At 60.6% G+C, this 24,185-nt stretch carries 17 protein-coding genes, 1 tRNA gene and 1 pseudogene; 8 read left to right on the top strand and 11 right to left on the bottom strand.

What is annotated here, in order from left to right:
* Positions 1 to 88: 88 nt before the first annotated feature.
* From ACUY3D_RS05265 to ACUY3D_RS05280, 4 genes are all read left to right on the top strand, one after another.
* Positions 89 to 2,827: a (Fe-S)-binding protein gene (locus ACUY3D_RS05265; protein WP_448240495.1), complete on the top strand. Its 2,739-nt coding sequence runs from the start codon at positions 89 to 91 to the stop codon at positions 2,825 to 2,827.
* 69 nt (positions 2,828 to 2,896) lie between these two features.
* Positions 2,897 to 4,117: a cation:proton antiporter gene (locus ACUY3D_RS05270; RefSeq protein ID WP_448240497.1), complete on the top strand. Its 1,221-nt coding sequence runs from the start codon at positions 2,897 to 2,899 to the stop codon at positions 4,115 to 4,117.
* Between the two features lie 9 nt (positions 4,118 to 4,126).
* Entirely contained in the window at positions 4,127 to 4,747 is a 621-nt protein-coding gene (locus ACUY3D_RS05275) for a DUF1707 SHOCT-like domain-containing protein (protein ID WP_448240499.1), read from the top strand.
* A 10-nt stretch (positions 4,748 to 4,757) separates the two neighbouring features.
* Positions 4,758 to 5,981, top strand: a complete 1,224-nt coding sequence (locus tag ACUY3D_RS05280; protein WP_193634727.1) for a pyridoxal phosphate-dependent aminotransferase — start codon at positions 4,758 to 4,760, stop codon at positions 5,979 to 5,981.
* A gap of 96 nt (positions 5,982 to 6,077) precedes the next feature.
* Here the strand turns inward: ACUY3D_RS05280 and ACUY3D_RS05285 are convergent, their stop codons facing one another.
* Positions 6,078 to 7,346 carry an HNH endonuclease signature motif containing protein gene (locus ACUY3D_RS05285; protein WP_448240502.1) on the bottom strand — a complete coding sequence of 423 codons (1,269 nt, stop codon included), beginning with the start codon at positions 7,344 to 7,346 and terminating at the stop codon, positions 6,078 to 6,080.
* 121 nt (positions 7,347 to 7,467) lie between these two features.
* Between ACUY3D_RS05285 and ACUY3D_RS05290 the strand changes: the two genes are divergently transcribed.
* Positions 7,468 to 8,694 carry a YibE/F family protein gene (locus ACUY3D_RS05290; RefSeq protein ID WP_448240503.1) on the top strand — a complete coding sequence of 409 codons (1,227 nt, stop codon included), beginning with the start codon at positions 7,468 to 7,470 and terminating at the stop codon, positions 8,692 to 8,694.
* On the opposite strand, the pseudogene ACUY3D_RS05295 reads toward ACUY3D_RS05290, so the two are convergent.
* From ACUY3D_RS05295 to dcd, 7 genes and pseudogenes are all read right to left on the bottom strand, one after another.
* Positions 8,624 to 8,869: pseudogene (locus tag ACUY3D_RS05295) on the bottom strand (UDP binding domain-containing protein); the annotation flags it as partial. The gene ACUY3D_RS05290 and the pseudogene ACUY3D_RS05295 overlap by 71 nt on opposite strands.
* 94 nt (positions 8,870 to 8,963) lie before the next feature.
* The gene (locus tag ACUY3D_RS05300; protein ID WP_448240505.1) at positions 8,964 to 12,545 is read right to left on the bottom strand and encodes a DUF6923 family protein; all 3,582 of its coding nucleotides are present in this window, start codon (positions 12,543 to 12,545) and stop codon (positions 8,964 to 8,966) included.
* 101 nt (positions 12,546 to 12,646) lie between these two features.
* Positions 12,647 to 13,474: a pilin N-terminal domain-containing protein gene (locus ACUY3D_RS05305; RefSeq protein ID WP_448240507.1), complete on the bottom strand. Its 828-nt coding sequence runs from the start codon at positions 13,472 to 13,474 to the stop codon at positions 12,647 to 12,649.
* The gene (locus tag ACUY3D_RS05310) at positions 13,474 to 14,385 is read right to left on the bottom strand and encodes a class C sortase (RefSeq protein WP_448240509.1); all 912 of its coding nucleotides are present in this window, start codon (positions 14,383 to 14,385) and stop codon (positions 13,474 to 13,476) included. Before ACUY3D_RS05310 ends, ACUY3D_RS05305 begins: the two co-directional genes overlap by 1 nt.
* Before the next feature lie 120 nt (positions 14,386 to 14,505).
* Positions 14,506 to 16,032, bottom strand: a complete 1,527-nt coding sequence (locus ACUY3D_RS05315; protein ID WP_448240510.1) for a SpaH/EbpB family LPXTG-anchored major pilin — start codon at positions 16,030 to 16,032, stop codon at positions 14,506 to 14,508.
* A gap of 644 nt (positions 16,033 to 16,676) precedes the next feature.
* On the bottom strand, positions 16,677 to 18,008 hold the full coding sequence (locus tag ACUY3D_RS05320) for a UDP-glucose dehydrogenase family protein (protein WP_448240511.1): 1,332 nt from the start codon (positions 18,006 to 18,008) through the stop codon (positions 16,677 to 16,679).
* Positions 18,009 to 18,061: 53 nt separating this feature from the next.
* Positions 18,062 to 18,634: a dCTP deaminase gene (gene dcd / locus ACUY3D_RS05325; protein WP_070523734.1), complete on the bottom strand. Its 573-nt coding sequence runs from the start codon at positions 18,632 to 18,634 to the stop codon at positions 18,062 to 18,064.
* A gap of 87 nt (positions 18,635 to 18,721) precedes the next feature.
* Between dcd and ACUY3D_RS05330 the strand changes: the two genes are divergently transcribed.
* Positions 18,722 to 18,795 (top strand) — tRNA-Gly (locus ACUY3D_RS05330).
* 31 nt (positions 18,796 to 18,826) lie between these two features.
* Here the strand turns inward: ACUY3D_RS05330 and ACUY3D_RS05335 are convergent.
* From ACUY3D_RS05335 to ACUY3D_RS05345, 3 genes are read right to left on the bottom strand one after another with little or no spacing between them, the layout of a single operon-like run.
* Positions 18,827 to 20,599: an ABC transporter ATP-binding protein gene (locus ACUY3D_RS05335; RefSeq protein ID WP_448240514.1), complete on the bottom strand. Its 1,773-nt coding sequence runs from the start codon at positions 20,597 to 20,599 to the stop codon at positions 18,827 to 18,829.
* 3 nt (positions 20,600 to 20,602) lie between these two features.
* Entirely contained in the window at positions 20,603 to 22,294 is a 1,692-nt protein-coding gene (locus ACUY3D_RS05340; RefSeq protein WP_448240515.1) for a VanW family protein, read from the bottom strand.
* A gap of 34 nt (positions 22,295 to 22,328) precedes the next feature.
* Complete coding sequence (locus ACUY3D_RS05345; protein WP_448240516.1) at positions 22,329 to 23,390, bottom strand: glycoside hydrolase family 3 N-terminal domain-containing protein; 1,062 nt, start codon at positions 23,388 to 23,390, stop codon at positions 22,329 to 22,331.
* Positions 23,391 to 23,448: 58 nt separating this feature from the next.
* On the opposite strand from ACUY3D_RS05345, the gene ACUY3D_RS05350 reads away from it, so the two are divergent.
* Both ACUY3D_RS05350 and ACUY3D_RS05355 read left to right on the top strand, forming a co-directional pair.
* On the top strand, positions 23,449 to 23,955 hold the full coding sequence (locus ACUY3D_RS05350) for a universal stress protein (RefSeq protein WP_070525873.1): 507 nt from the start codon (positions 23,449 to 23,451) through the stop codon (positions 23,953 to 23,955).
* A gap of 32 nt (positions 23,956 to 23,987) precedes the next feature.
* Positions 23,988 to 24,185: a DUF2613 domain-containing protein gene (locus ACUY3D_RS05355; protein ID WP_070531932.1), complete on the top strand. Its 198-nt coding sequence runs from the start codon at positions 23,988 to 23,990 to the stop codon at positions 24,183 to 24,185.

Below are 24,185 nucleotides of genomic sequence, written 5' to 3' on the forward strand. Positions count from 1 at the left end.
GAAAACACTAGCTGAATCCTGACTCACTGATTTCGGGGCCGAGGATTTAAGGTAAGAGGCACACACAGCAGCAATTAAAGGAGCGCGCATGTTCGGCTGGGTTGCCATCGCCGCATCGGTCCCGGTGTGGCTGTACTTTTTCTACCGCCTCACGGCGCTGTTTCGGTTCATCCGCTCCGGCGGCCCCACGCAGCTAAACCGTACCGACCGCCCCCTGGCGCGCCTCGGCCGCGTGCTTATCGAAGTCTTCGGCCATACCCACTTCAAGGGCCGGCCGCTGGTCAATGCCGCGCACTGGCTCGTGATGGTGGGCTTCCTCTTCGGCGCCATCGTGTGGTTCGAGGCCTATATCCAAACCTTCGCGCCCGATAAAGGCTGGCCGTGGCTCAGCGACTGGCCGGTCTACCACTTCATCGAAGAGGTCCTCGCGATCGGCACCGTGCTGGGCATCTGCTTCCTCATTGGCGTGCGCCTGAAACTCGGCCACACCGAGCGCGGCAGCCGCTTCTACAATTCGCAGGTCTTCCCCGCACGCTTGGTGGAGGCCATCGTCTTCCTCGAAGGTCTCGGCATGCTCGCCGTCAAGGCCGCTGCGATCGCCACATATGGCGGTGGGTCCCCGTGGGCTGATTTCTTGACCATGCGTGTGGCGGGGGTTATGGGGACGTCGCCAAGCATGGTGCAATTCTTTGCCCTGGTGAAGCTGCTGACGGGCCTGGTGTTCATCGCGTGCATCGCGCGCTATTTCCAGTGGGGCGTGATGTGGCACCGTTTCATGGCCTTCTTCAACATCTTCTTCCAGCGCAACGCCACGGGTGAAAAGGCGCTGGGGGCTGTGCCCACGCCGGACCTGGAGGACCTCGAGCCGGGGAGCTGGAAGATGCTTCTCGACGCCTCCTCCTGCACCGAATGCGGCCGCTGCCAGGACCTCTGCCCCGCATGGAACACCGAGAAGCCGCTGAGCCCGAAGAAGCTCATGATGGACCTGCGCCAGGGCGCGCTGGATAACTACAACCCGCACGAGGGGCTCAACGTGCTGGCGATGGCGGGCACGATTGATGATGATGTCCTGTGGGCCTGCACCAACTGCGGTGCGTGCGTGGACCAGTGCCCGGTAGACATCGAGCACATCGACCACGTGGCGGACCTGCGCCGGTTTAAGGTGCTGGCGGAGTCCGACTTCCCGTCGGAGCTGACCGGGCTGTTTAAGAACATGGAGACGAAGGGCAACCCGTGGGGACGCAACGCCTCGGAGCGCCGCGTGTGGATCGATGAGGCGCGCGCCGATGGCATCGAGGTGCCGATTATTGGTGAGGACGCGGAAGATTTTTCGGACCTGGAGTACCTGTTCTGGGTCGGTTGCGCGGGTACGTATGACGACAAGGGCCGCGCCACGACGCGCGCCGTGGTGGACATGCTGCACACCGCCGGCGTGAAGTTCGGTGTGCTGGCCACGGGCGAGACCTGCACCGGTGACCCGGCGCGCCGTGCCGGAAATGAGTTCCTGTTCCAGGTGATGGCGGAGCAAAACGTCGCCACGCTTAACGACGCCTTTGCCGGCGTCCCCAAAGGCCAGCGCAAAATCATCACGACGTGCCCGCACTGCTTCAACACGATTCGCAACGAGTACCCCGACTTCGACGGCCACTTCGACGTGCTGCACCACACGCAGCTGCTCAACCGTTTGGTGCGGGAGAAGCTGCTGGTCCCGGTGCCGCGCTCCCCGGAGAACCGCAAGCCGGTGACCTACCACGACCCATGCTTCCTGGGCCGCCACAACAAGGTCTTCGACCCGCCGCGTGAGCTCGTGGAGGCGACCGGTGCATCGTTGGCGGAGATGGACCACAACCGCGACGAGGCCTTCTGCTGCGGCGCCGGTGGCGCGCGCATGTTCATGGAGGAAAAGCTGGGCAAGCGCATCAACGAGTTCCGCTCGGAGCAGGCCGTGGCAACGGGCGCGGAACAGATCGCGACGGGCTGCCCGTTCTGCAACGTCATGCTCACGGGCGGCGTGAAATCCATCGCACCGGAAACTCAGGTCAGCGATGTGGCGCTCATGCTGCGCAGCGCCATCGCCCCCTCCGGCGACCTTCCTGCCCCGCGTGAGAAGGCCTTCCTCGATACGCCTCGCCGCCTGCCGGTCTCCAACGCGCCTTCCCCGAAAGGACCCGCGGCGCAATCTGCCCCGACAAGCTCTCCGCAGGCCCCTACGCCGCAGAATGCCTCCGCACCAAGCGCTCCCTCTGCGCCGCAAGCACCTGCAACGCCGTCTGCGCCCAGCACGCCGCAGGCACCTGCAGCGCCGACGCCTCCGGCTGCCCCCAGCGCTCCTGCAGCACCCACTGCGCCCCAAGCTCCGTCCGCGCCAACCGTGCCTACTGCTCCAACGGTTCCTTCCTCCCCTGGCGCTCCGATTGCACCGGCGGCTCCGGCTGCCCCCAGCGCACCCGCCGCGCCGTCCGCACCAAGCGCCCCGCAAGCACCCGCAGCGCCTAGTGCCCCGGCTACTCCTTCGGCACCGACGCCTCCAACTGCGCCCAGCACTCCTGCGGCGCCGTCCGCCCCGACACCACCGGCGGCCCCAACGGCTCCATCCGCTCCGACACCACCGGCTACCCCAACCGCTCCTTCCGCCCCAGGTGCACCGGCGGCCCCCAGCGCACCTAAGGCACCCGCAGCGCCTAGTGCCCCGGCTGCTCCTTCGGCACCGAAACCTCCAACTGCACCCAGCGCACCTCAGGCACCATCTGTGCCAGACGCGCCAGCGGCACCCAGTGCCCCGGGGGCGCCGAAGGCTCCGGGGGCGTCGGCAAGCAAGGGCGACTAGTGCGACGTCGGCCACAGCAGCACCGCGTGCGCTAGGCGTGCCTGATACCCCACAGGTACGCTCTACTCCATGCAAACTGACGTAGCTTACGTCCTCGCCTCGGGCGAGACCAACTACACCAACTCGCTGGTGTCCTTCGCATGGATTATGGCGGTAGCGCTGTTGGCGCCGTTGGTGTCTCATGCCATGGGCAAAAAGATGCCGGCCGTAGCGCTGCTCATTTTCTTCGGCATGCTCATCGGTCCATCGATGTTGGGTCTGGCCCATGAAGACCCCGGCATCGGCATGATTAAGGAGCTCGGCGTCGGGGCGCTCTTCCTGCTTGCGGGCTTTGAAATCGACCTCGCCAGTCTGAAGTCGAAGGAAGCCGCGACGGGGCTCTCCACGTGGCTCATTTGCATGGTGGCGTGTGGCGTTGGCGCGTACTTCCTCATGGATGACATCCCCGGCGCCATCGTCATGGCTATCGCTTTGACGTCCACGGCCCTCGGCACCATCACGCCGATGCTCAAACAGGACAAGCTCCTTGGCACGCGGGTGGGCGATTCCGTGGTCATCCACGGAGCTATCGGTGAGGTCGCGCCAATTACTGCAATGGCGCTCCTTCTGGGAACGCGCTCCACGTGGACAACGATGCTGATTCTTCTGGCCTTCATCGCAATCGCGGTGGCAGTGGCCATCATGCCCTTTGCTATTACGACGCTCATGCCGTGGTTCAAGGACGCCTTCATTTCCGGGGCGGGCTCAACGAACCAGACCATCATGCGCCTCATCATTTTGATTCTGGCTATCCTCATGGCGGTCACCGCCGTCTTTGAGCTCGATATCGTGCTGGGCGCCTTCGCGGCGGGCATCATCTTGAACCGCATCGTGCCCGATGAGTTTCATAAGGGCTTGGAGAACCGCCTCGACGTGGTGTTTTATTCCATGCTCATCCCCGTCTTCTTCGTGGTTTCCGGCATGGCTATTGACTGGAAAGTCATCGTGGAAGAGCCCCTCAAGGTCCTCGGAATCCCGCTGCTCATCCTGGTTACCCGCGGCCTGCCGGTGTTCCTGCGCGAAAACCTCCACCAAACTGGCTCCGACGTCGAAACTACCCGCGAGCGCCTCCAAGTGGCTCTCTACGCGGCAACCGGCCTGCCCATCATCGTGGCGGTCATGACGCTGGCGGTGGATTCCGGCATCGTCGATAGTGAAACAGCCTCCATCTTCATCGCCGGCGGCGCGCTCACCGTGGCTATCTTCCCGTTCCTCTCCGGCCTCGTGCGCGAAAAGGAGCACGCTAAATAGGCTGCTAGGATGGCTATTGTGACTAATCCTTTCAGCATGCGGCTTTCCGACGCCGAACGGACCAACGCCGTCAACGACCTCGCCCAGGCCTTGGGTGAAGGCCGTCTATCGATGGACGAGTTTGAAGAGCGCACCGACGCGATCATGGAGGCGACGACTCGCCGCGAGCTGGCGGCCGTCTTCATGGATATCCCCACCAAGGCCAGCACGGAGCTCAAGATTTACTCCCAAGGTGAGATGGAGCGCGCCTACCAATCAACCCGGAAGCCCCGATTGGCCACGGCCATGGTGGGCTCACTGGGGCTTTTATTCGGCTCGATTGCATCCTTTGCTGCCCTGTCCGGCGTCACCGCCGCGCTGACCGGTACCGGATTGCTCTTCCTCATCCCGGCGCTGTGGATCATGCTGTACGTGGCCAAGGTGGGGCCGGAATCCTGGCACCGCCCGTCGCCGCGCCAGATTGAGCGCCAGCGCATGCGCGAGCTCAAGGCCGCCGGTGCGGAGGAACGCGCGCAGATGCGGGCGTTGGAGCAGGCGCAGTGGGCGGAGAGGCGTCGTCAAGCAAGTGAAATCACCGGCGATGCGATGAATCTGGCCAAACGCAAGCTGGAGCAGTGGAACCAGAAGTAACATATCCGGCATGACACACAACCGGATTTTTGATCAATCCACCAAACTACAAGGCGTTGCCTACGATATTCGCGGCGAGGTTTCCACTGAGGCCGAGCGCATGGAGCTCGACGGGCACAGCATTCTGAAGCTCAACACCGGCAACCCGGCGGTGTTTGGTTTCGATGCGCCGGACGTGATTATGCGCGACATGATTGCGGCGCTGCCGACCTCCCAGGGCTACTCCACGTCGAAGGGCATTATCCCGGCGCGGCGCGCGATTGTGACGCGCTATGAGCTGGAGGATTTCCCCAGCTTCGACGTCAATGACGTGTACCTGGGAAACGGCGTCTCCGAGCTGATTTCGATGGTCACGCAGGCGCTGCTTGACGACGGCGATGAGGTTCTCATCCCCGCCCCTGACTACCCCCTGTGGACGGCGGCGACGTCGCTGGCGGGTGGCACACCTGTGCACTATTTGTGCGATGAAGAGGATGATTGGAATCCGTCCATTGAGGATATTCGCGCAAAAGTAACGGAGAAGACCAAGGCCATTGTGGTCATTAATCCGAATAACCCAACGGGTGCGGTGTACTCGCGTGAAACGCTGCAGAAAATCGTTGAGGTAGCACGCGAATACAATCTGCTGATTCTGGCGGATGAGATTTATGATCGCATTCTTTATGACGGCGCGAAGCACATTTCGATTGCCTCGCTGGCGCCGGACTTGCTGACGATCACGTTTAATGGCCTGTCGAAGGCCTACCGCGTGGCCGGCTACCGCGCCGGCTGGATGGTGCTGACGGGCCCGAAATCCCATGCCCGCGGTTTCATCGAGGGCCTGGATTTGCTGGCGGGCACGCGCCTGTGCCCGAATGTGCCGGCGCAGCACGCGATTCAGGTCGCGCTGGGCGGGCGTCAGTCCATTTATGAGCTCACCGGCCAGGGCGGGCGCTTGCTCAAGCAGCGCAATGTCGCATACGAGAAACTCAACGAGATTCCGGGCGTGTCCGTGACGAAGCCGATGGGCGCGCTGTATTGCTTCCCGCGCCTGGACCCGGAGGTGTATGAGATTCACGATGACGCGAAGCTCATGCTGGACATCCTGCGCGCAGAGAAGATCCTCATGGTGCAGGGCACCGGCTTCAACTGGCCTACGCCGGATCACTTCCGCGTAGTCACGCTGCCGTGGGCTTCGCAGCTGGAGAACGCGATTGAGCGGCTCGGCAACTTCCTGGTGAGCTACCGCCAGTAGCACTGCATGCTACTGACGGCCAAGCTTCCCACGATCGGGGAGGCGTAAAGAAGCACACTCGGCGCGAAAGCGTTCGCGCTCCCTTTGCCTCGAGCGTTAGCGGTCGGGCGGGGCGGGGCTTCCCGGCTCGGAACGTGCTGGCGGCGTGGCGGGCTCTGCAGTGCGGGCGCTTGGCTGAGCACTGTCATGGCTTGCGGTGTCGTCGCGATGCTCGCGGATGCGCTGGGCTCGCGGTGCTCGGTGCGGATGGGCCGGCTCGCGCGGCTCGCGGGGGCCGGCTGGCACCCATTTAATCTTGCCGTTTTCGCGCACGATACGGCCACGGCCCGGGAGACCATTGATGGCGTTGTGATACTTGCACAGCGGGGTGAGGTTTTCTGGGTTTGTCTCGCCGCCGTTTCTCCATTCCTTGATGTGGTGTATCTGGCAATGATCAGCCCCACACAAGCAACGGCCCCAGGCACAGGTGGGTTGCTCGCCGCAAGCCATGATGCGCTGCTTCTCCGAGGCAACGCGCTGGGTGCGGTGGAGTTCGACGGGGCCTTTGACACGGTCGACGAGCATGACGAGGCCTTCTTCTGCGAGCTCGCGCTCGATAAGTTCTTTGCCCGTAATCTTGGCGCCGTTGGATAACTGAATCACGATATCCCCAAGGTCGGGTGCCGCGGTATCAGCACCACGTGTCTCATTGTTGGTGGATTGGGTTGCGGAAGACGCTGGCTGGCTGGAAACCGGAGTTGCGGCGGAGTCGGGGCGCGGGGTGGACGGGTCGCCCAAGCGGCCCAAGATTGTGGCGTATTCGGGAAGCTCCATGACGGCGAGGGGCTGGGGAACGGGGCGGGCGAGGCGCCCCTCGCGAAACGCGGCCGTGAAGGAACCCACAGGATCGTCCTCATCGATATTGGGCCGCAAATCCTCGATGAGCGCCGCCGGGGCCGTGAGCGTGAGCTTGGATAGCTCCTTTCCCCGGCGAATTGTCACGCCCGGCTTCGGCGTGGGCGGCGGGCTGAGCTCGCGAATGCGCTTGCGCGCATAGCGGGCCACGGCCTTCTCATCGCCAGTGATTCCGCACAGTTCAATGCGCAGGTCCCACGCCTGGCGCTGCTTCTTCAGCCTTCCCGCGAAGCGTTCAATGAGCAGCAACGTGGGAAGGTCGTGCCCATTGGCACGGGCGGCCGAAACGGCACGCGCCTGTTTGCGGGTGAAGGAGGTGGAGGCAAAGTAGACGTCGAAAAGCGCCAGCAGAGAGCGTGCCGCAGACTCCGGACCCCACACCCGAAGCTGCTCGAAGCTGAGCCCCGCAACGCCGGCGACGAGCTCGATGCCCGCCGCCTGGCTGCGAAGATGCGCTTCCACAAGGTTCATGCCAGCAACGCTAAACGCCCCACCCGCACCGCACAACGGCGCCGCCGCCAGCCTGTGGATAACTTGTTGATCGTGTCATCATTAGTTTTCTTTTTAATGAAACTCATTCACAATGATAGGCATGACTAACCTGAATCCGTGGCGTACTGGGCTCATCAGTTTTCTTAGCCTCTCCGCCCTGATAACGCTTGCGGGTTTGTTTCTACTACGCCCCACCACCCCGCCATCCGAGCACACCAGCGCCGATTTCTTCGCTACCTATGCGCTCAATCAGCCACAGGTGACCGGAACCGTCGACCGCATCGATCATCATCTTTGCAGCGATCCCCATGCCGGCCGGGCTTTCGACGAAGCCCCGCTGATTCCCGCCGCGAGCGAGGACACCAGCTGCACCCGCGCACTGATAGATCTGACCTCCGGCGAGGACACGGGGCGCAAAACCCAACTCATCTTCCACGGCCTGGCCAGTGACCCGATCCTAAACCAGGGCGATGAGATAGTGCTTTCCCATTCCGCGGATGGCACCTATGCCTTCGCTGATTTTCAGCGCAGTGGAAACCTTGCGTTATGGGCTATTATCGCGGCCCTTGTTATCGTCGGCTTCGCCGCCTGGCACGGACTGCGCGCACTGCTGGGCCTAGTAATCAGCTTGGCAATCGTCTTCTTTTACCTCATCCCCTCCCTCATCGAGGGCCATTCGGCGCTGCCGCTGGCGCTCGTTACCTGCGCGGCCATCCTTTTTCTCGCCGTTCCTCTCGTGCACGGCGTGAACTGGAAATCAGCCTCCGCCTTAGGAGGAGCATTGGTGGCGCTGGCGTTGTCGGGGGCGTTGGGGTGGGCGTCGATAAGCAGCACGGCACTGACGGGTTCCAGCTCGGAGGATAATCTCAAGCTGCTGCTCTACATGCCCGGGGTGCCCGTTGTGGGCGTGCTGCTGTGCGGGTTCATTGTGGGCGCGCTGGGCAGCCTCAACGACATCGCGGTGGCGCAGGCCTCCACCGTGCGCGAGCTGCACGCCGCCGATCCGACGGTGGGGCCCGGCGCGCTCTTTACCTCAGCGATGAAAGTGGGCCGCGACCATATCGCCTCCATGGTGTACACCATCGTGCTGACCTATACCGGCGCGGCCCTTCCCCTGCTCATGCTCATCACGGCGGCGCAGCGCCCAGCCCTGCAGATCCTCTCCAGCGACCTCGTCGCCACGGAGGTTCTGCGCTCCCTGCTGGGCGCGATGGCCTTGACACTCGCGGTGCCGCTGACCACCGTGATTGCGGCGTTTACTGTGCCGGAAGGACGCGACCAAGCGCCTCGACGGTCCAGCCCGCGGCACGCCAAGCATCGACGCTGAGCACGTTGCGGCCGTCGATAATGTGGCGGCGGGCCACGAGTGCACCAGCCTCAGCCGGGTCGAGGTCGCGGAATTCCTGCCACTCGGTGGCCAGGATGACCAGCTCGGTGTCCTTGAGTGCCGCGCTTGCCGACGCCGCGTAGTTCAACGTCGGGAACACCTTCTTAGCGTTCTCCCTCAGCCTCGTAGCAAAACACAACAGGCGCTGTGAGGTTTCCTCTCACAACACCTTTAGTGTTTTCGGGTGGTCATCCCCTGAGGGGTGGGTTCTAGCTCAGCTGGCGGCGTCGCGTCGCGAGAAGCACGCCGAGACCGATGATGGTCAGACCAACCAACGTTGGTACCCACAAACCAACGCCGCCTGTCTTGGGAAGATCGCCTTGGAATACGTTGGCGACTGTCATCACCACGTCCTTTGAAGAAAGGTTCCATTGGCTCGGAGCCTTGCTGTAATCCACCTCTTGAGCAATGAGTTCAATGCCCTCTGGGTCGTCGAAGGTAATATCCGCCTTCACGTCCTTGCCCTGACCGCTCACAGACACCCTGAAGTCAATTGGCTTTGTAAGCAGGCTGTAGGACTCCGGAGCCTTAGTCTCAACGAGGCGGTAATGCCCCGGCTTGAGTTCCTCCGAGCTAAAAGTGCCGGTTTCCTGATTCAAAGTTAGCTTCGTAGCAACACCCGTCTCGTTGCCCTCATTGTCGAGCGTACGCAGCTCGAACTCCGCGGTCTTGAGCTTCTCTGCCTCAGCAAGGACGTTCTCCTTGTTGAGATCATCGCTTGAAATCTTGGCTAGGTGCAGACGAACCGTATCGGTTCCTTCTTCCGGATAAGGAACACAGCCATCATCTTCTTTATTTCCAACAATGGCAGTGTTGAAGAAACCTTGTCCAGGTTTGCATTCACCAGTTTTAGGTGCTGCAGCATTTGCGTCGATCGCCACCTGCATCTCGACTTCGAAGACGTGCTTACCGTTACTGGTTTGACCAAACTGTTTGGTACCCGCAGGTTGGATTTCAGCGTATCCAGCCAGCTTGAACGGGCCGGCTCCTTGCTGAATTCCGGATCCCGCCTTGCGACCAAATTCATCAGTCTTGGTCCACGAGGTCTTCAGAATTTTCACTGAGTTCGGAAACTCCGGCTTATCAACAACCTCGTCATAGATTGCGCCCATATTTTTATCTGGGTTGGTCACGGTAATTGTGTACTTCAGGTTGTAGGTGCCATCGCCGTTAGCAATTGCGTGATCCTCAACAGCATCCTTTTCCACCAAAGGATCAACCGGCTCAGGCACGGTATCAGGGGCAATTGCCGATGTACCGTCAGTGTTATAAGAACTGGGCGCAGTTCTCGTCCCAACAATTCTCGGCTTCACACTTCCGATGCTGGCCGCAGCATTACCGACCTTGATTTCCACAATTTGGCTTACGCCCCCTTTGGAAGAGCTACCGCCCAAGCCAAAGGCCAAGGTATCGCCAGATTCTGCCCATCCTTGTCCCCATACCGGCGCTTTATTCGGGTTCCCGAGAAAACCAAACAGGGTCTGGCCGGACGGCATAGTCAGGTTAGTGATATCGATGCGATCAACTTTGCCAGTGGAGAGATTGATTCGTTCAAGCCAGATCTTTTGCGGAGTGCTTGGGTTTGCCCACCCGCTTTGAATTCCCCACGCATAGTTGGGGGCATCCGAAAGAGCTACGATGTCCTCAGATACGGTACGGTAATTTTGTCCGATGGACCATGGCGTAGCAGCCGCTTGTTTTGCGGGGAATTTATTCTTAGAAGTTGCTGTGAGCCGATCGAGGTCAACCTCGTAGAGCCGTCCGGCTCCCCAGCTTGATGACGCAGCTACCCAGTACTTTCCATTCGAGTCGAAGGTACCCGCGTTGATGCCGCTGCCTAGATCATTGGAGTATTCACCGACTTTGCTAGCGTGCTCAGGTAATTCGCCAAGGAATCCTTGCACGCGTCCGAGGTCGAAAACCTCACCAGTGTAGGGGTTAATCTGAAGCAAATGCCCAGCAGGGAAACACGGGTCCTCGATGTGGCCGACAGAATCTACAGTCCTAGGCTCACTAATCGCATAGATGTAGTTATCTTTATCGTTGTAAGCGATTGCGTTGTAAACCCATCCGCTTTTCGGCCCGACTTCGTGGGTCTTATAGTTTCCCGTCTCATCTTGTACTTGCAGGTAGAGCTGCGAAGAAATACGGTCTTTACTACTGTTCGGGCTGGCCACCACAAACCGCCTCGTGCCGTACAGAGCCTCACTAGCAGTAAGGCTACGAGCAGGCTGACGGCTGTCGGGTTTTGTATCGCGCTGGGTACACTTCTCGCCTGAAGGAGTTACTGGGGGAACATCCTTCTCTTCAATCGGGGCAATCGGAAGCCCTGGCTCAGGCTCAATCACCCAGTCCTTGTCACGCGAGCCGTTAATGACGAGATCTTCCGAGCGGGTAGGCTCCGAACGGTACGAGGTGCGGAGAACAACCTGGGAATCCTTCGCAACTTTGACCGAGCTGAGCCGCTGTCCATCCTTGGTTGGGAACCATGTGATTTCGACGCGATCCGAATACGTTTTTACCTCGTGTTCAAGCGTGACACCATCTCCCAAACCCTCAATGGGCAGTTCAAAGTAAACGTCTTCGAGTCGCGCGGAAGGACTCAGGGTGAGGTGAGCATTCTCGAAGAGAGAGTTCTCCTTCACCGTAAACGTAGTCTTATACGGGTCCTCACCCTCGGTCTTCTGTTCCGACAACTCAACCCCGTTGCCGGTGACATTGACCCGGTGGCCTTGGGACTCATTGTCCATGTCCTGGCCCCAGATTTGCACTGCATACGTGCCATTCGGAGGTGCGACTGGGTTAAAGATGATGATGTCGCCACCTTGGAAATATAGATCAGTCACCTTCGGAATGAGCTGGAATTCCGTGTCATAAGACTTATTAAGAGAATTCCAATTCCATTCCTTCTCATAGAGATCCTCAAAGGTACGGTCTACAACAGTCGTGCCATTGCGCACAACGCGGATGCGAACGGGGCCCGTGATCGACTTGGTATTGGAATCATTTCGGTCCTTCTTAATAGCGAACCTTGTCATCCGCCATTCACCGGTTTCGTTCACGGTCATGCCCAACTCTGGATTGCCGTTGAGGAATTTCGGCTGGGGATTGGACAGCGACAGCTCTTGGTCGTATACGCCCGGCTGACCATAAACAGGACCCGGTTGTGCTGCGCGAAGTTGCCCGGCGTTTGCCGACTCCGGGGACAGCTCTAGGGCATCGCCATCCTCAGATGCATTAGTGCCGGTCTCAGTTGCAGTTGACCCTTCTGCAATCGTCTCGGAAGTCTTCATACCGAAACCAGATTCCTTGAGTTCTTTCTTGGACGGTACTTCGTCGGCTTCAGCTACGGAGTACTCAGCCTCATCCGTGGTCTCAACCTCAAATTCAACGAGGCGCGGAGGAACCGAGTACAGCGCCTGGATATCAAAGGCCAGGTAGCTTTCCTGTTCGTCAGCCTCCTTGTCATTGTTCTTATCGGCGTTCACGAATCCGTAGAACTCAGGTTCAATCTCATGCCCATCAATAGTTACCTTGCGGATCTCTTTGATCTCACCCTTGCCAACACGCTTGATGGCAAACACATCCTCCAAGGAAGCTTTGAACCCAAAATCCCAAACGTATCCCTGGGGGTCCTTGACGGTGATATGGTCTACATTTTTCTCCCGCTTTACCGTCACCGCCTGTTCAGTTTCGGCAGGCTCTGTTTCTACAGGAGAAACGGATTCTTGCGCCGATACCTCAACCGGATAGGTTCCTAGACCCACGGCAAGGGCGAAGGAAGCGACCACAGCGGAGACTCCTCGTATCGCGTTGCGGGTACGCGAGCTCGCAGTACGTGCTGCAGGCTTTTTAAAGTTTCGCATAATCGTTCTTTCCTAGAGTCCGCGGTTTATTGTGTTTGCTTGTTTCCGTTGCGCCGTGCGAGTACGGCACCGAGTAATACGAGCATGCTGCCGAGGCCTACAGCCCAGAGAACGTTCGCACCAGTCGACGCCAGTGGAGAATCTCCGTTGCTTGACGCTGGCGGCTCGCTCGTGGGGGGTTCTTCATGCGGCCCGTTTGGAACTCGGGGTGTGGTTTCTTTCGAAGGGGTGCCAGGATTGTGCGGCGGAGTGTTTTCTGGCGGCGGAGTATCTCGGGGCGTCGTTACCGGTGTTGTCGATGGAGGAGGAACATCTTTGTCCTTATCCCACTTGGTCACCACGACGTTCTCATAAGTGAACGATGTTCCTTCGAGATTCGCCAGAGGCAGAATAATCAGCTTGGGGGATGAAACATGATAATTGAACGCGCTGTCCGGTTCGTCTTCTTCGAGAAGATAGAGCCCTGGCTTAAGTCCTTCGAAATGAGCACGCCCGTCGTCCCCAGTTGTTTGAGATACAACTCGCACGAGGCCTTGAGCACGAGCATCATCGAGCTCCATGTTCTTGGCCGCTGCTCGGCCGGCAGATGTGGTGACATCGATGCCTTTAACTTCCGACAAGGTAAAGGTTGCACCAGAAATTGCAGGAGGCTTCTCACCAGCGGGAACGGGATCGAAAGGATTCGTGGCGACCTTCTCTACGACCAGTGAAATTGAGCGCTGCGAATCGACGCTTTCTGCAGCAATTCCTCGGTCATTTCCACTAATCACGCGGGCTTCTGCTGCGGGAAGGAAGAGCCCCGAGGATAGTACTGTCGCTGCAGCAATCGCCGCTACGTATTTGGTCCTACGCATTATGATTCCTTTTCCTCTTGAGCTTCCTCGGCGTGAGTGCTTTTCTGCTTTTCCCGGTAAACCCACCAGATGAGTCCTAGGAGGACCAGGAGGGAAACACCCAACAACAACCACATCCACCACTGGAAGATGGAGGCGGATTCGTCGATAAGCTGCTCTTCGTCCGGGTCCATCGGCACGCGTTCCGCATGAACAAGCAAACGGTGGGTGTTGATGCCGTATGGAGTACAGGTGATAAGGGTCAGTAGGTCACGATCACCATCTGCACGGAGATTGTCTACTTGGTCTGGCAGAACAACCTCGGTCTCATAGACTTGGTATTTCATTCGCTCGCCAAACGTAGAAATGTAAACTGCATCGCCCGCTTTAAGCTCTTCAAGGTCATCAAACATGGTCGCATTAGTCAGACCCGAGTGACCGGTGATAACCGAGTGAGTTCCCTCGCCTCCGACGGGAAGAGACGTCCCATAGAGGTGTCCTAATCCGCGCTGAAGGGTGGAGTCCTTAGTGCCGTGGTACAGCGGCAGCTTTACGTCGATAGCGGGGATGACAACTTGGGACATCGCCGGTGCACCGCTGAGCTGGACGAGGTACTCCTGATATTCAATATTGTCTTCGCTGATGCGAGTTAGCCACGGGTCCAAAATCGGGCCATTGGTATGCGCGGCGTTGTAGCTGCGCGCCGCCTGAACCTGCTCACTGGCTTCTTTAGCATGGTAAGCATCGCGGAACTCCTGCTCGTACTCCTCAGTGACTTGCTGCTGGAGGTGGTTGTTCCACTGCGTTGCCAAGACTGGGTACATGAGCACGCATAGACCAGCAAGAATGATAACGACGGGCAGAATAACGCGCTGTAGTAGCGAGCGCTGCTGCCGGTGCTTGTGCGCAGGTGTGCGCGTAGCGATGCTCATGCTGTGTCCAATCTTTGTTTAAAAGAGGCGGGGATACTTTTGAATGGCGCCTCCCCGCGTGGGTACGCCGCATGTTGGTTTAGCGTTCAGTGGCCGCTAGACCAGCAATGCACAGCACGCTTAGGCAGCGTTACGACGAGCAACGAATACACCGGCACCCACAATGGCGAGACCAACGAGAGCCAGAGCGGTGATACCCATACCACCGGTGTTCGGGAGGAAACGGTCGCTCGGCTTATTCTTCAGGTCGAAGGAGTACGCAAGGTTCTCAACCTTCACGTTCTCGATGCCGTTCATGCCGGTAACGTCCGGAGCAGTCTGGGTGCCCTCGTCCGTGCGCTTAATTACGAACGGAACCAAACGCTCATCAAGCTGGAAGCCGGTCGGAGCCTTGGTCTCCTGCGCACACAGCAGAGTGTTGTCATCGGCATTGTCAGCAAAATCGGTGGCGTGAATTCCAGTGATGGAGATCTTGCCGTCCTTACCAGTGGTCCAAGAAGACTTATCGTTGACGGTCAGATCTTCGGTATTAGGAAGCTGAGTGTAGCCGTCCTCACCGGCCTGGCACTTCACCAAGCGGAACTCTGCACCCTGAAGCGGGGTCTTCCCGTCCTCACCTACCTTATTGATGTTGAGGGTACCCCAGTAGGTCTTTACTTCCTTGGACTCGCGGTCGTACTCACCTTCACCATTACCGGTGTTGAAATACAGCTGGGCCTTGTTAGGGATGACCTCAACGTCTTTAGGCGCCTTCGTAGTGATGCGGGTCAGAACCTTGGTGCCCGCCTTCTGTCCAGCCAAGAGGGCACGGCCTTTGTCATTGAACTGAAGGTTGATGTTATGCTTCCCATCTGCCGACGGTGCGGGAGTGATTTCAGCAGTGTAGTTGGCCGGATCTACCTTAGTCGCGGTATCCCAGTCGGTACCCAGGCGGACCTCGATCTTCTCAGCGGTCGGAGCTTCAAGGCGACCATCGAGAGCATCTACCACTCGGTAGCTTACAAGCTTGTCCAAGCTCGAAACTGCCTTCGGAATGTCAGAGCTGATGGTGTAGGTGTAGTCCTGACCACCGTGCTTGTCCTTATCCTGAACGGTCTTTTCAATGCCAGCACGAGTGTTCTTCGGGTAAACGTGAACGTTGTTGATCAACTCAGTGCCGGTCTCATTGGTAACCGGCACGGAAACCAAGAAATCGGGCCCCGGCACGAAGCCAGAATCTGCTGGAACCTCAAGCTCAGAGACGCGGTAGACGCCTTCCTCAAGGCCGGTGAACTCGATGACACCCTGGTCGTTAGTGGTGCCTTCCTGAGCAGTTGCACCTTCAACAGGAGTGGCCTTCGAAGCATCATTCTTGTCAGCACCCGTAGCTGGAGTTACGCGAATGATCGAGAACTTGAAGCCTGCAGGAGTATCTGGGGTCTTACCCGGGATCTCAGCCTCATCCAGCTTCGAACCATTAGACGTCCCGTAGTTGTCTCCATTGAGGTCACGCTTCGTGATGGTCAAGGAGTAGCCAGCCTCGTTACCCGGCTGCTCCGCCTGTGCAGCGGCCGGGGCTGCATTCTCAATAGCCAATCCTGCGGAGCCAGCAAAAGTGAGACCCGCAGCGATGGCGATTGCGGCAGTCTTCTTAATGACAAGTGCCATGGTGAGATTCCTTTCGGAGATTCAGTATTCGCTGGGCCCGTAGTGGTCAGCGATGAGAGAAAATTGAGTGCTCAAGAACTTCTCAAGTTTTCTGGGCCCAGCTTGGGCTCCGTTTGTAACCTTACTCCTTGCTTAAAATTAAGTCGATTTCCCCTGCCACCCGACTGCCTGCACGACATCCCGATACTAAATCTTTTTGACAGATTCAAGCTCCTTCCAGTCATAGCCCAAAACTATCCATCACCACGGCCGCAACAATAACCAGCACAAATACAGGCTGGGCACCGACATGCACTTAAAACTTGCAGATATTCACTCAACCCTGCAGCTCGTACATAGTTGCGGAACGCCAGTAACATTCAGAACCCTTTTCGGGGGTGCCGCATAGGCGCTGTACTGGAACTATAACTCAGGCCTTTACCCCCTTTGACCCTTGAAATACTTCCCATTGGCCCTCAAATAGCCGATACTCTTGACAGCAGTTTTTCAGCTTAGGTGGCGCAGAAGCTGAAAAACTACTGTCAGTAATAGACGCCTCGATCCCTTATCACTAAAGGGGACCAAGACACTACAAGAATCCTCCATTAAGAATCACCGCCCCACCCTCAGGGGCGATGATTCAACATATACGGCGATTGTGGACCTTAGGCTGGCAGGACGCGCCCCAGAGCATCGAGGGTCCAACCGGCCTCGCGCCACTTGTCGACGTCCAGCACGTTGCGGCCATCGATGATGTGGCGGCGGGCCACGAGCTCACCGGCTTCCGCTGGGTCGAGGTCGCGGAATTCCTGCCACTCGGTGGCGAGGATGACCAGCTCGGTGTCCTTGAGGGCGGCGTCGGCAGTCGGCGCGTAATTGAGGGTCGGGAACACCTTCTTGGCGTTCTCCATGCCCTCCGGGTCGTAGACCGTGACGGCAGCACCGGCCAGGGAGAGCGAACCGGCCACGGAGAGCGCTGGCGAATCGCGGACGTCATCGGAGTTGGGCTTGAAAGCGCAGCCCAGAACGGTGACGCGGTGGCCGAGGAGGGAGCCGTCGAAAGCCTGCTTGGCCAGGTCCACGACGCGATCGCGGCGACGCATGTTGATGGCGTCGACCTCGCGCAGGAAGGTCAGCGCCTGATCCGCACCCAGCTCGCCGGCGCGCGCCATGAAGGCGCGGATATCCTTGGGCAGGCAGCCGCCGCCGAAGCCGAGGCCAGCACCGAGGAATTTGCGGCCGATGCGCTCGTCGTAGCCGATGGCGTCGGCAAGCTTGACCACGTCCGCCCCTGCAATCTCGCAGATTTCAGACACCGCATTGATGAAGGAAATCTTGGTGGCCAGGAAGGCATTGGCGGAGACCTTGACCAGCTCGGCGGTTTGCAGGTCGGTCACGATGAACGGGGTGTTCTGCGCCAGCGGCTTGGCATAGACCTCGCGGGCAACCTCTTCGGCACGACTCTCGGCGAATTCGCCGACGCCGAGGACGATACGGTCCGGGGTGATGGTGTCCTTGACGGCATAGCCCTCACGGAGGAACTCCGGGTTCCACGCAATCTCCACGCTGGTGCCTTCCGGGGCGATTTCATCTGCCATTTTCTGCAGCTCCGCTGCGGTGCCCACTGGGACGGTGGACTTGCCAAAGATGATGTGCTCGCCCTTCAAGCGCGGCACGAGCTCCGTGATGACGGACTTCACGTAGGTCAGGTCCGCCGCATAGGAGCCGTGTGCCTGCGGGGTTCCTACGCCGAGGAAGTGCAGGTTGGCGAATTCCGCGGCGTCATCATAGCTGGTGGAAAAACCCAGGCGGCCGGACTCGATGTTGCGCTCAAGCACCTCCGGGAGGCCGGGCTCATAGAACGGCACGCGGCCGTTCTTGAGGGCTTCAATCTTGCTTTCATCAACATCTACACCGAGTACCTCGTGGCCGAGTTCCGCCATGCAGGCGGCGTGCGTCGCACCCAGGTAGCCGGTACCAATCACAGTCATACGCATAACCGGGAATTTTAGGCGCGGTTGACCTGAAGCGCGCGGCGAGAACGAAAAGTTTAACGGAAGTTCAGATAGGACTTCGACGGTGTAGGCCCGCGCTGGCCCTGGTACTTCGACCCCAGTGCGCCGGAACCATACGGGGCCTGCGCCGGCGAGGACATCTGGAAGATAGCCAGCTGGCCCACTTTCATCCCCGGCCACAAGGTAATGGGCAGGTTCGCGGTGTTAGACAACTCGAGCGTGATGTGTCCGGAGAAACCCGGATCAATGAATCCGGCCGTGGAGTGCGTCAGCAGGCCCAAGCGCCCCAGGGAGGACTTACCCTCCAAGCGTCCAGCCAAATTCGCAGGCAGGGTGAACTTCTCCAGCGTTGCACCGAGCACAAACTCACCCGGATGCAGCACGAAGGCATCGCCCTCAGCCACCTCTACCTCGCTGGTGAGGTCCGGCATCTCCTGCTTGGGGTCGATATGCGTGTAGCGCGAGTTATTAAACACGCGGAAGAACTTGTCTAGGCGCACATCGATTGAGGAAGGCTGGACCATCTCTGCGTCATAAGGCTCAATGCCCAAGGCATCAGGCCCCTCTGAGTCGATGGCGGCACGAATATCACGATCGGAAAGAAGCACGGCACACAGTCTACCTCCCCACTGGGCCTTTTATGGCCTCGGGCGGCGGCGGTGCTAAGCTTTACTGCGATGCAGATTCTGCATTGCGCCGACGTAGTTTAATGGTAGAACTGCAGCTTCCCAAGCTGCTGGCGCGGGTTCGATTCCCGTCGTCGGCTCCACTTATTTACCCAGCTCAGGCTGGGTTTTGTTTTAGGTCTCGTCGGCGGCGCGAAGCAGCGCCGCATAGGCACCGCCGCGCGCAAGCAGCTCGGCGTGGGTGCCGCGCTCGACCACGCGGCCGGCGTCGAGGACGATGATCTGGTCGGCGTCGCGGATGGTGGACAGGCGGTGCGCAATGACCAGGCGGGTAGCGTCCGCGCCAAGCACTGCGTCCTGGATGGCGCGCTCCGTTTCGTTGTCGAGGGCCGAGGTGGCCTCATCCAGGATGAGCACCTGGGGTTGGCGCAGCAGCGTGCGGGCCAGCGAGAGGCGCTGTTGCTCACCGCCGGAGAAACGGTAGCCGCGCGAGCCCACGAGAGTATCCAGCCCGTCGGGAAGCGCGGCGATGACCTCGTCCACGCGCGCGGCGTTAAGCGCCGCCCACATCTGTTCCTCTTTGGCATCGGGCTGTGCAAAGAGGAGGTTCTCCCGCACCGTGCCGTGGATGAGGTAGGTCTCCTGGGAGACCACGCCGATGACCGCCGCGCGCTGCGCCGGTGGAATGTCACGCAGGTCTACCCCACCTAGGTGCACGGTGCCTTCGGTGGGATCGGCTAGGCGCGCCAGGAGGGCGGCCACCGTGGACTTGCCGGAACCGGTATGCCCTACTAGCGCGGTGGTGGTGTGGGCGGGGATGGAAAGGGAGACGTCGGAAAGCGCGTCTGTGTCGGTGCCGGGGTAGCGGTAGGAGACGTGCTGGAGGGTGAGGGAGGCGTCGGCAAGCTGGGCGGGCTGGGTGGCCTCAGTGAGTTCGGGCTCTAGGTCTAGGTACTCGAAGATGCGGCTGAACAGCGCCATCGACGCCACCCACTGCGCGCCCACGTTGAGCAGGCCGGTAATCGGGCGGAAAATCTGGGTCTGCAGGGTACTAAACGCGATAAGCGTGCCAATCGTAATCCCCGGGCGCAGGCCGGCCACCAGGTAGATCAGCGCCGGCATGACCCCGAAAATGATTTGGGTCAGCGCCATGCGCCAGCGCCCGGCCAGCTGCGATTCCAGCTCCAAGCGGATGAGGGAGCGCGAGGTCTTCTCAAACGCGCCATAGACCCGTTCCTGCGCGCCCAGCGTGGCCGCCAGTCGCATGCCGGAGACCGACAGGTTCTCCGAAATGGTCTGCTGCAACGTCGCCTGCGCGCGGCTGTTTTTCTCCATGAGGCTGCGGCGCAGAACGGCGGCGCGGCGGGTGAGCCATACGGCGGGCGGAAGGACGATGAGGGACAGCAATGACAGGGTTGGCGAGAGCGCGACCATCGCCACCAGGGTGGCCACCGTCATGGTGAGGTTGCTGGCCACGGATGTCGCCGTGGTGGTCACCATGCCGCGCATCGCCGCGATGTCATTGGTCAGGCGGGATTGAATCTCGCCGCCGCGGTTGTTGGTAAAGAACTGCAGCGCCTGGCGCTGCAGGTTGGCAAAGACCTGCGTGCGCAGCTCGTGCATGATGGTGTGCCCCACCCGCGCGGATAAAAAGGACTGGATAACGCCGATGGCCTGGGAGACCACGGTGATGGCCAGCATGCCGCCGACGAGCCACAGCAGCAGCGCGGTGTCGTGTTCAGGAATGGCCTCATCCACGGTGCGGCGTACCAGGAAAGGCTGCATCACCGTCAGCCCGGAGGTGGCGATGATGAGCGCCACCACCACAAGCAGCGTGCCGCGGTGCGCGGCAAACAGGCCGGCGACGCGAGCAAACTTCACCGGGTGCTGGGCCAGCTGATCGACGTCCGCGGGGTCCTTCACCGCGGTGTGCATCGGCCGGGTCATGGCTTAACCGCAGGTAACGATGGGCTGCGGGTCGTAGACCGTGGTGGTGGTCTCCCGGGAGATCTCCTTGCCGGACAGATCCTTAATTACGCGGGTATCGGACGTCGTGAAGCCCGGCGCGCCGGACGACGGCGAGCAATCCTCACTCACCGACTTGCGCTGCGGCTCGGTCTTGGCCCAGCGGCCGTTGTTGATGGATTCGACGTCGACCGTCTTCACGCCCTTGAAGCGCACGGTGATGTCGTTGCCGAAGTCAGTCTCGATGCGCACTGGGTGGTTCGAGGTGTTCTTGAACTGCAGGTCAATAGCACCTTCATAGACGGTGGCCTCGCGGCCGGCCGGGTATCGGGAAATGTAATAGGAGTGCGGGGTGTGCGCGACGTCCTCCATGCCGGCGAAGTAGGCGGCATTGTACAAGGTGGTGGCGAACTGGGAGATGCCGCCGCCCACGGCAGCGCCCGCGTGACCATCGATGATGATGCCGGATTCCACGTAGCCCTGCGCGGTACCGCGTGGGCCGGTGTAGCTGTTGAGGGAGAAGGTCTCACCCGGGTTGACCACGGCGCCGTTGACCTGCTGGGCCACCAGGCGGATATTTGTTCCGGAGGCCCCGGAGAAGCCGCCGGTGGAGAACTCAGACACGGTGTCATCGAAGGTGGCCTTCTCCGCCATCTCGGTGGTGAAATCCGCGGGGTCCGGCTTGTAGTCGGCATCCCATTCGCGGTCGTCCTCGCTGCTCACGCGGTCTTCGAAGCCCTCGAAGGTCTTATCCCAGTCGATGATGGAGCCATCCACAGACGGCGTGATCTGCTTGTCATTGCCGCTGAAGGAAATCTTGGCGTTGGTGCCGGGCACCTCGGAGCCTTGCATGCGTTCTTGGAAAAGCTCGCGCGCGCGGTTCTTGTCCACCTTGAGGCGCAGCTCGCCATCTTCGGCGGCGATGGAGACGAACTGGGAAATCTCCGGCTTGCGCAGGGTTCCGGTGGTGTTGTTCTCGCCCTTCAGGGTGAGCGGGTTATCCAGCGCGCGGGCGGCATCCCCGGTGCGCATGGCCTCGATGGCCTCATCATTAATCTGCGGCTCCACCACCATCGGCTCGACTTCTACGCCCTCGGGGTCGAGCCAGTGCTTGACGACGCCCTCGTGCAGCTCCCCCTCGTCCACCGCCTGGCCCAGTTCGGGCGCGGTCTCCTTGAGGGAGCCGTCGATAAGCTCCAGGTTTCCGTCCTTCGGCTCGATCTTCAACTCGTTGCCCACGCGCTCGAGCTGGCCGGAGAGCTGATTCTCATCGATGTCCACGGCGACAGGGATTTCCTGGGTGGGCTTGATGAAGCTGTACAGGCGCGAGAAGGGGTTCAGGGAGGCGTCAGGAATGCCGTCGACGGCCTTCTGGTAGTTCAGGCTCAGGCCGGAGTCCTGGGGGATAAGCTGCGAGCTTTTCTCCCCGGAGCGGATATCCACGGGCTGGGCCGCGACGTCCCCAAGCTCCTGCTCCAGCTTCTCCACCGCGGCGGTGCGCTCCATGCGGGAGATGTCCACGCCGCCGACCGACGTCGCGCGCGGAACCTTGTGCTGGTTGGCCATGACGTCCCACGCGTAGGCGATGCCGGCGATGAGTAGAAGTCCAACGAGCACGCCAAGGGCCACGTGGAGCCCCTTGCGCCGCTGTTGGCTATGTCCGATTGCCTTTTTCACGTGTACGAGATTAACGGCTGCCAGCTGGTTTTTACTAGTCGCCCTCGTGCTGGGCCACGACTTCGGCGGCCGCGTCGATGACCGCGTTGATGTCATCGTCGGTGGACCACAGCGGCATATCGGCACCTGCGGCAAGGGCTGCGGCCACGGCCTCCGGCACGCTGAAATTCTCCGAGATGGAGGCCATTCCTCCCAGGTCATCGGTGTAAATGGTGCCCTCGAAGCCGAGTTCCTCGCGGGCCAGCTGGTAGGCCCGCGGGTTGAGGGAGGCGGGCTCATCGCCGAGGCCTGGTACCACGAGGTGCCCCATCATGAGGGCCGCCTCGGGGGCTTGCGGGATTGCCGTGTGGAAAGGCACGAACTCGTGACCAGAGAGCTCCTCTAGCGGCGGGGTCACCGCCTCACCCAAGTGCGTGTCCCCGGAGGCGCGCCCGTGACCGGGGAAGTGTTTGAACACGGCCTTAACACCGGCGGCCTGCAGACCGCGGGCAAAGGCCGCGCCATACTCGCCGGCGGCCTGTGGGTCGGTGGAGAAGGCGCGGTCGCCGACGACCTCCAGGTCTCCCCCGTCCACGTCGAGCACGGGGGCGAAGTCCACCGTCACGCCGTGGGAACGCAGGCTCTGTCCAATCTCCGTGGCCAGGGCCTCGACCTCCTCCGGGCTATGGCCTTCCGCCATGGCCTGCGGGGAGGGGTAATCGCCCAAGATTTCGGAGAAGCGCTGCACGCGCCCGCCCTCGAAATCGATGGAGACTTCAAAGTCACGGCCCATCTCTTCGCGCAGGGCGTTGAGGCCGCGGGGGCCATCGCCCAGCAGCTCCGGGTCGGCCCAGCTGGGGATGAAGAGTCCACCCACGCCGGCCTCCAGCTTCGCGCGCGCATCGTCATAGTTCAGCGCAGGCGGCATGAGCTTGGCGGCGGCACGGGCGCGGACATCCTCGGGCGCGGCTTCCTGTGGTGTCGCGTCGCCCGACGCGGCGCTCGGGGCCGCGGCGCTGGTTTCGCTGGGCGGGGCGTCGGAAAGCACAGGCTCCTCACTACACGCGCTCAGCGCACAGGTAGCACTCAACAGGAGGGCGGGCATAGCTTTTCTCATGCCCACCAGTGTGCCTGAAGCACCCGCGCGGGAAACAAGCGGTTGTTAGGATGGTCACATGAATAACGGAGAGACCATGCTCATTGCCTATGACGGCTCCGACCGCGCCGACCGCGCCCTCGAATACGCCGCGCGGCTGCTGCGCCCCACCGATGTCGAAATCCTCACCGCCTGGGAACCGTCCGCGCGCCAGGCCGCCCGCGCGGTCAGCCGCACCGGGCTGCACCAATCCACGGTCTCACCAGACAGCGTGGAGGATGACCCGGCCTACGAGGAGGCCCTCGCCATCTGCCACCGCGGTATTGCCAAGGCCGAGTCTCTTGGCCTGCGCGGCCATGCCCACCTGGTGGAATCGGTGACGACGATTCAGAGCGCGATTGTTGACGCCGCCCACGAACTCGACATCGACGTCATCGTCACCGGAACCCGCGCGCTCACGGGCTTCCGCTCACTGTGGAATAACTCCACTGCGGAGTACATCGTGCGCAACGCGGGCCTGCCGGTGTTCATCGTTCCGCCGGAGAACGATGAAGAGGACGACGACGCCGCGGAGAGCCACTCCTAAAAGGCGGCATCGAGCTGCTAGAATCTGGCGCCATGGCATTCGACAGCGATTCACTCAACAAGCGCACCCTGGGCCCGGCCCTGGGCAGCGCGGTCGTTGGCGTGGCGCTAGGGGTCGTAACCATCCTGGGCATCGCACAGTTCTCGCAGGCAGATGCCGTGCCGAACGATAATTCCGTCAAGGCCTCCGACGCCGTGATGGGCGGGCCGGAGTACGGCTCCCGCAAGTAG

Source organism: Corynebacterium guaraldiae (assembly GCF_053480195.1).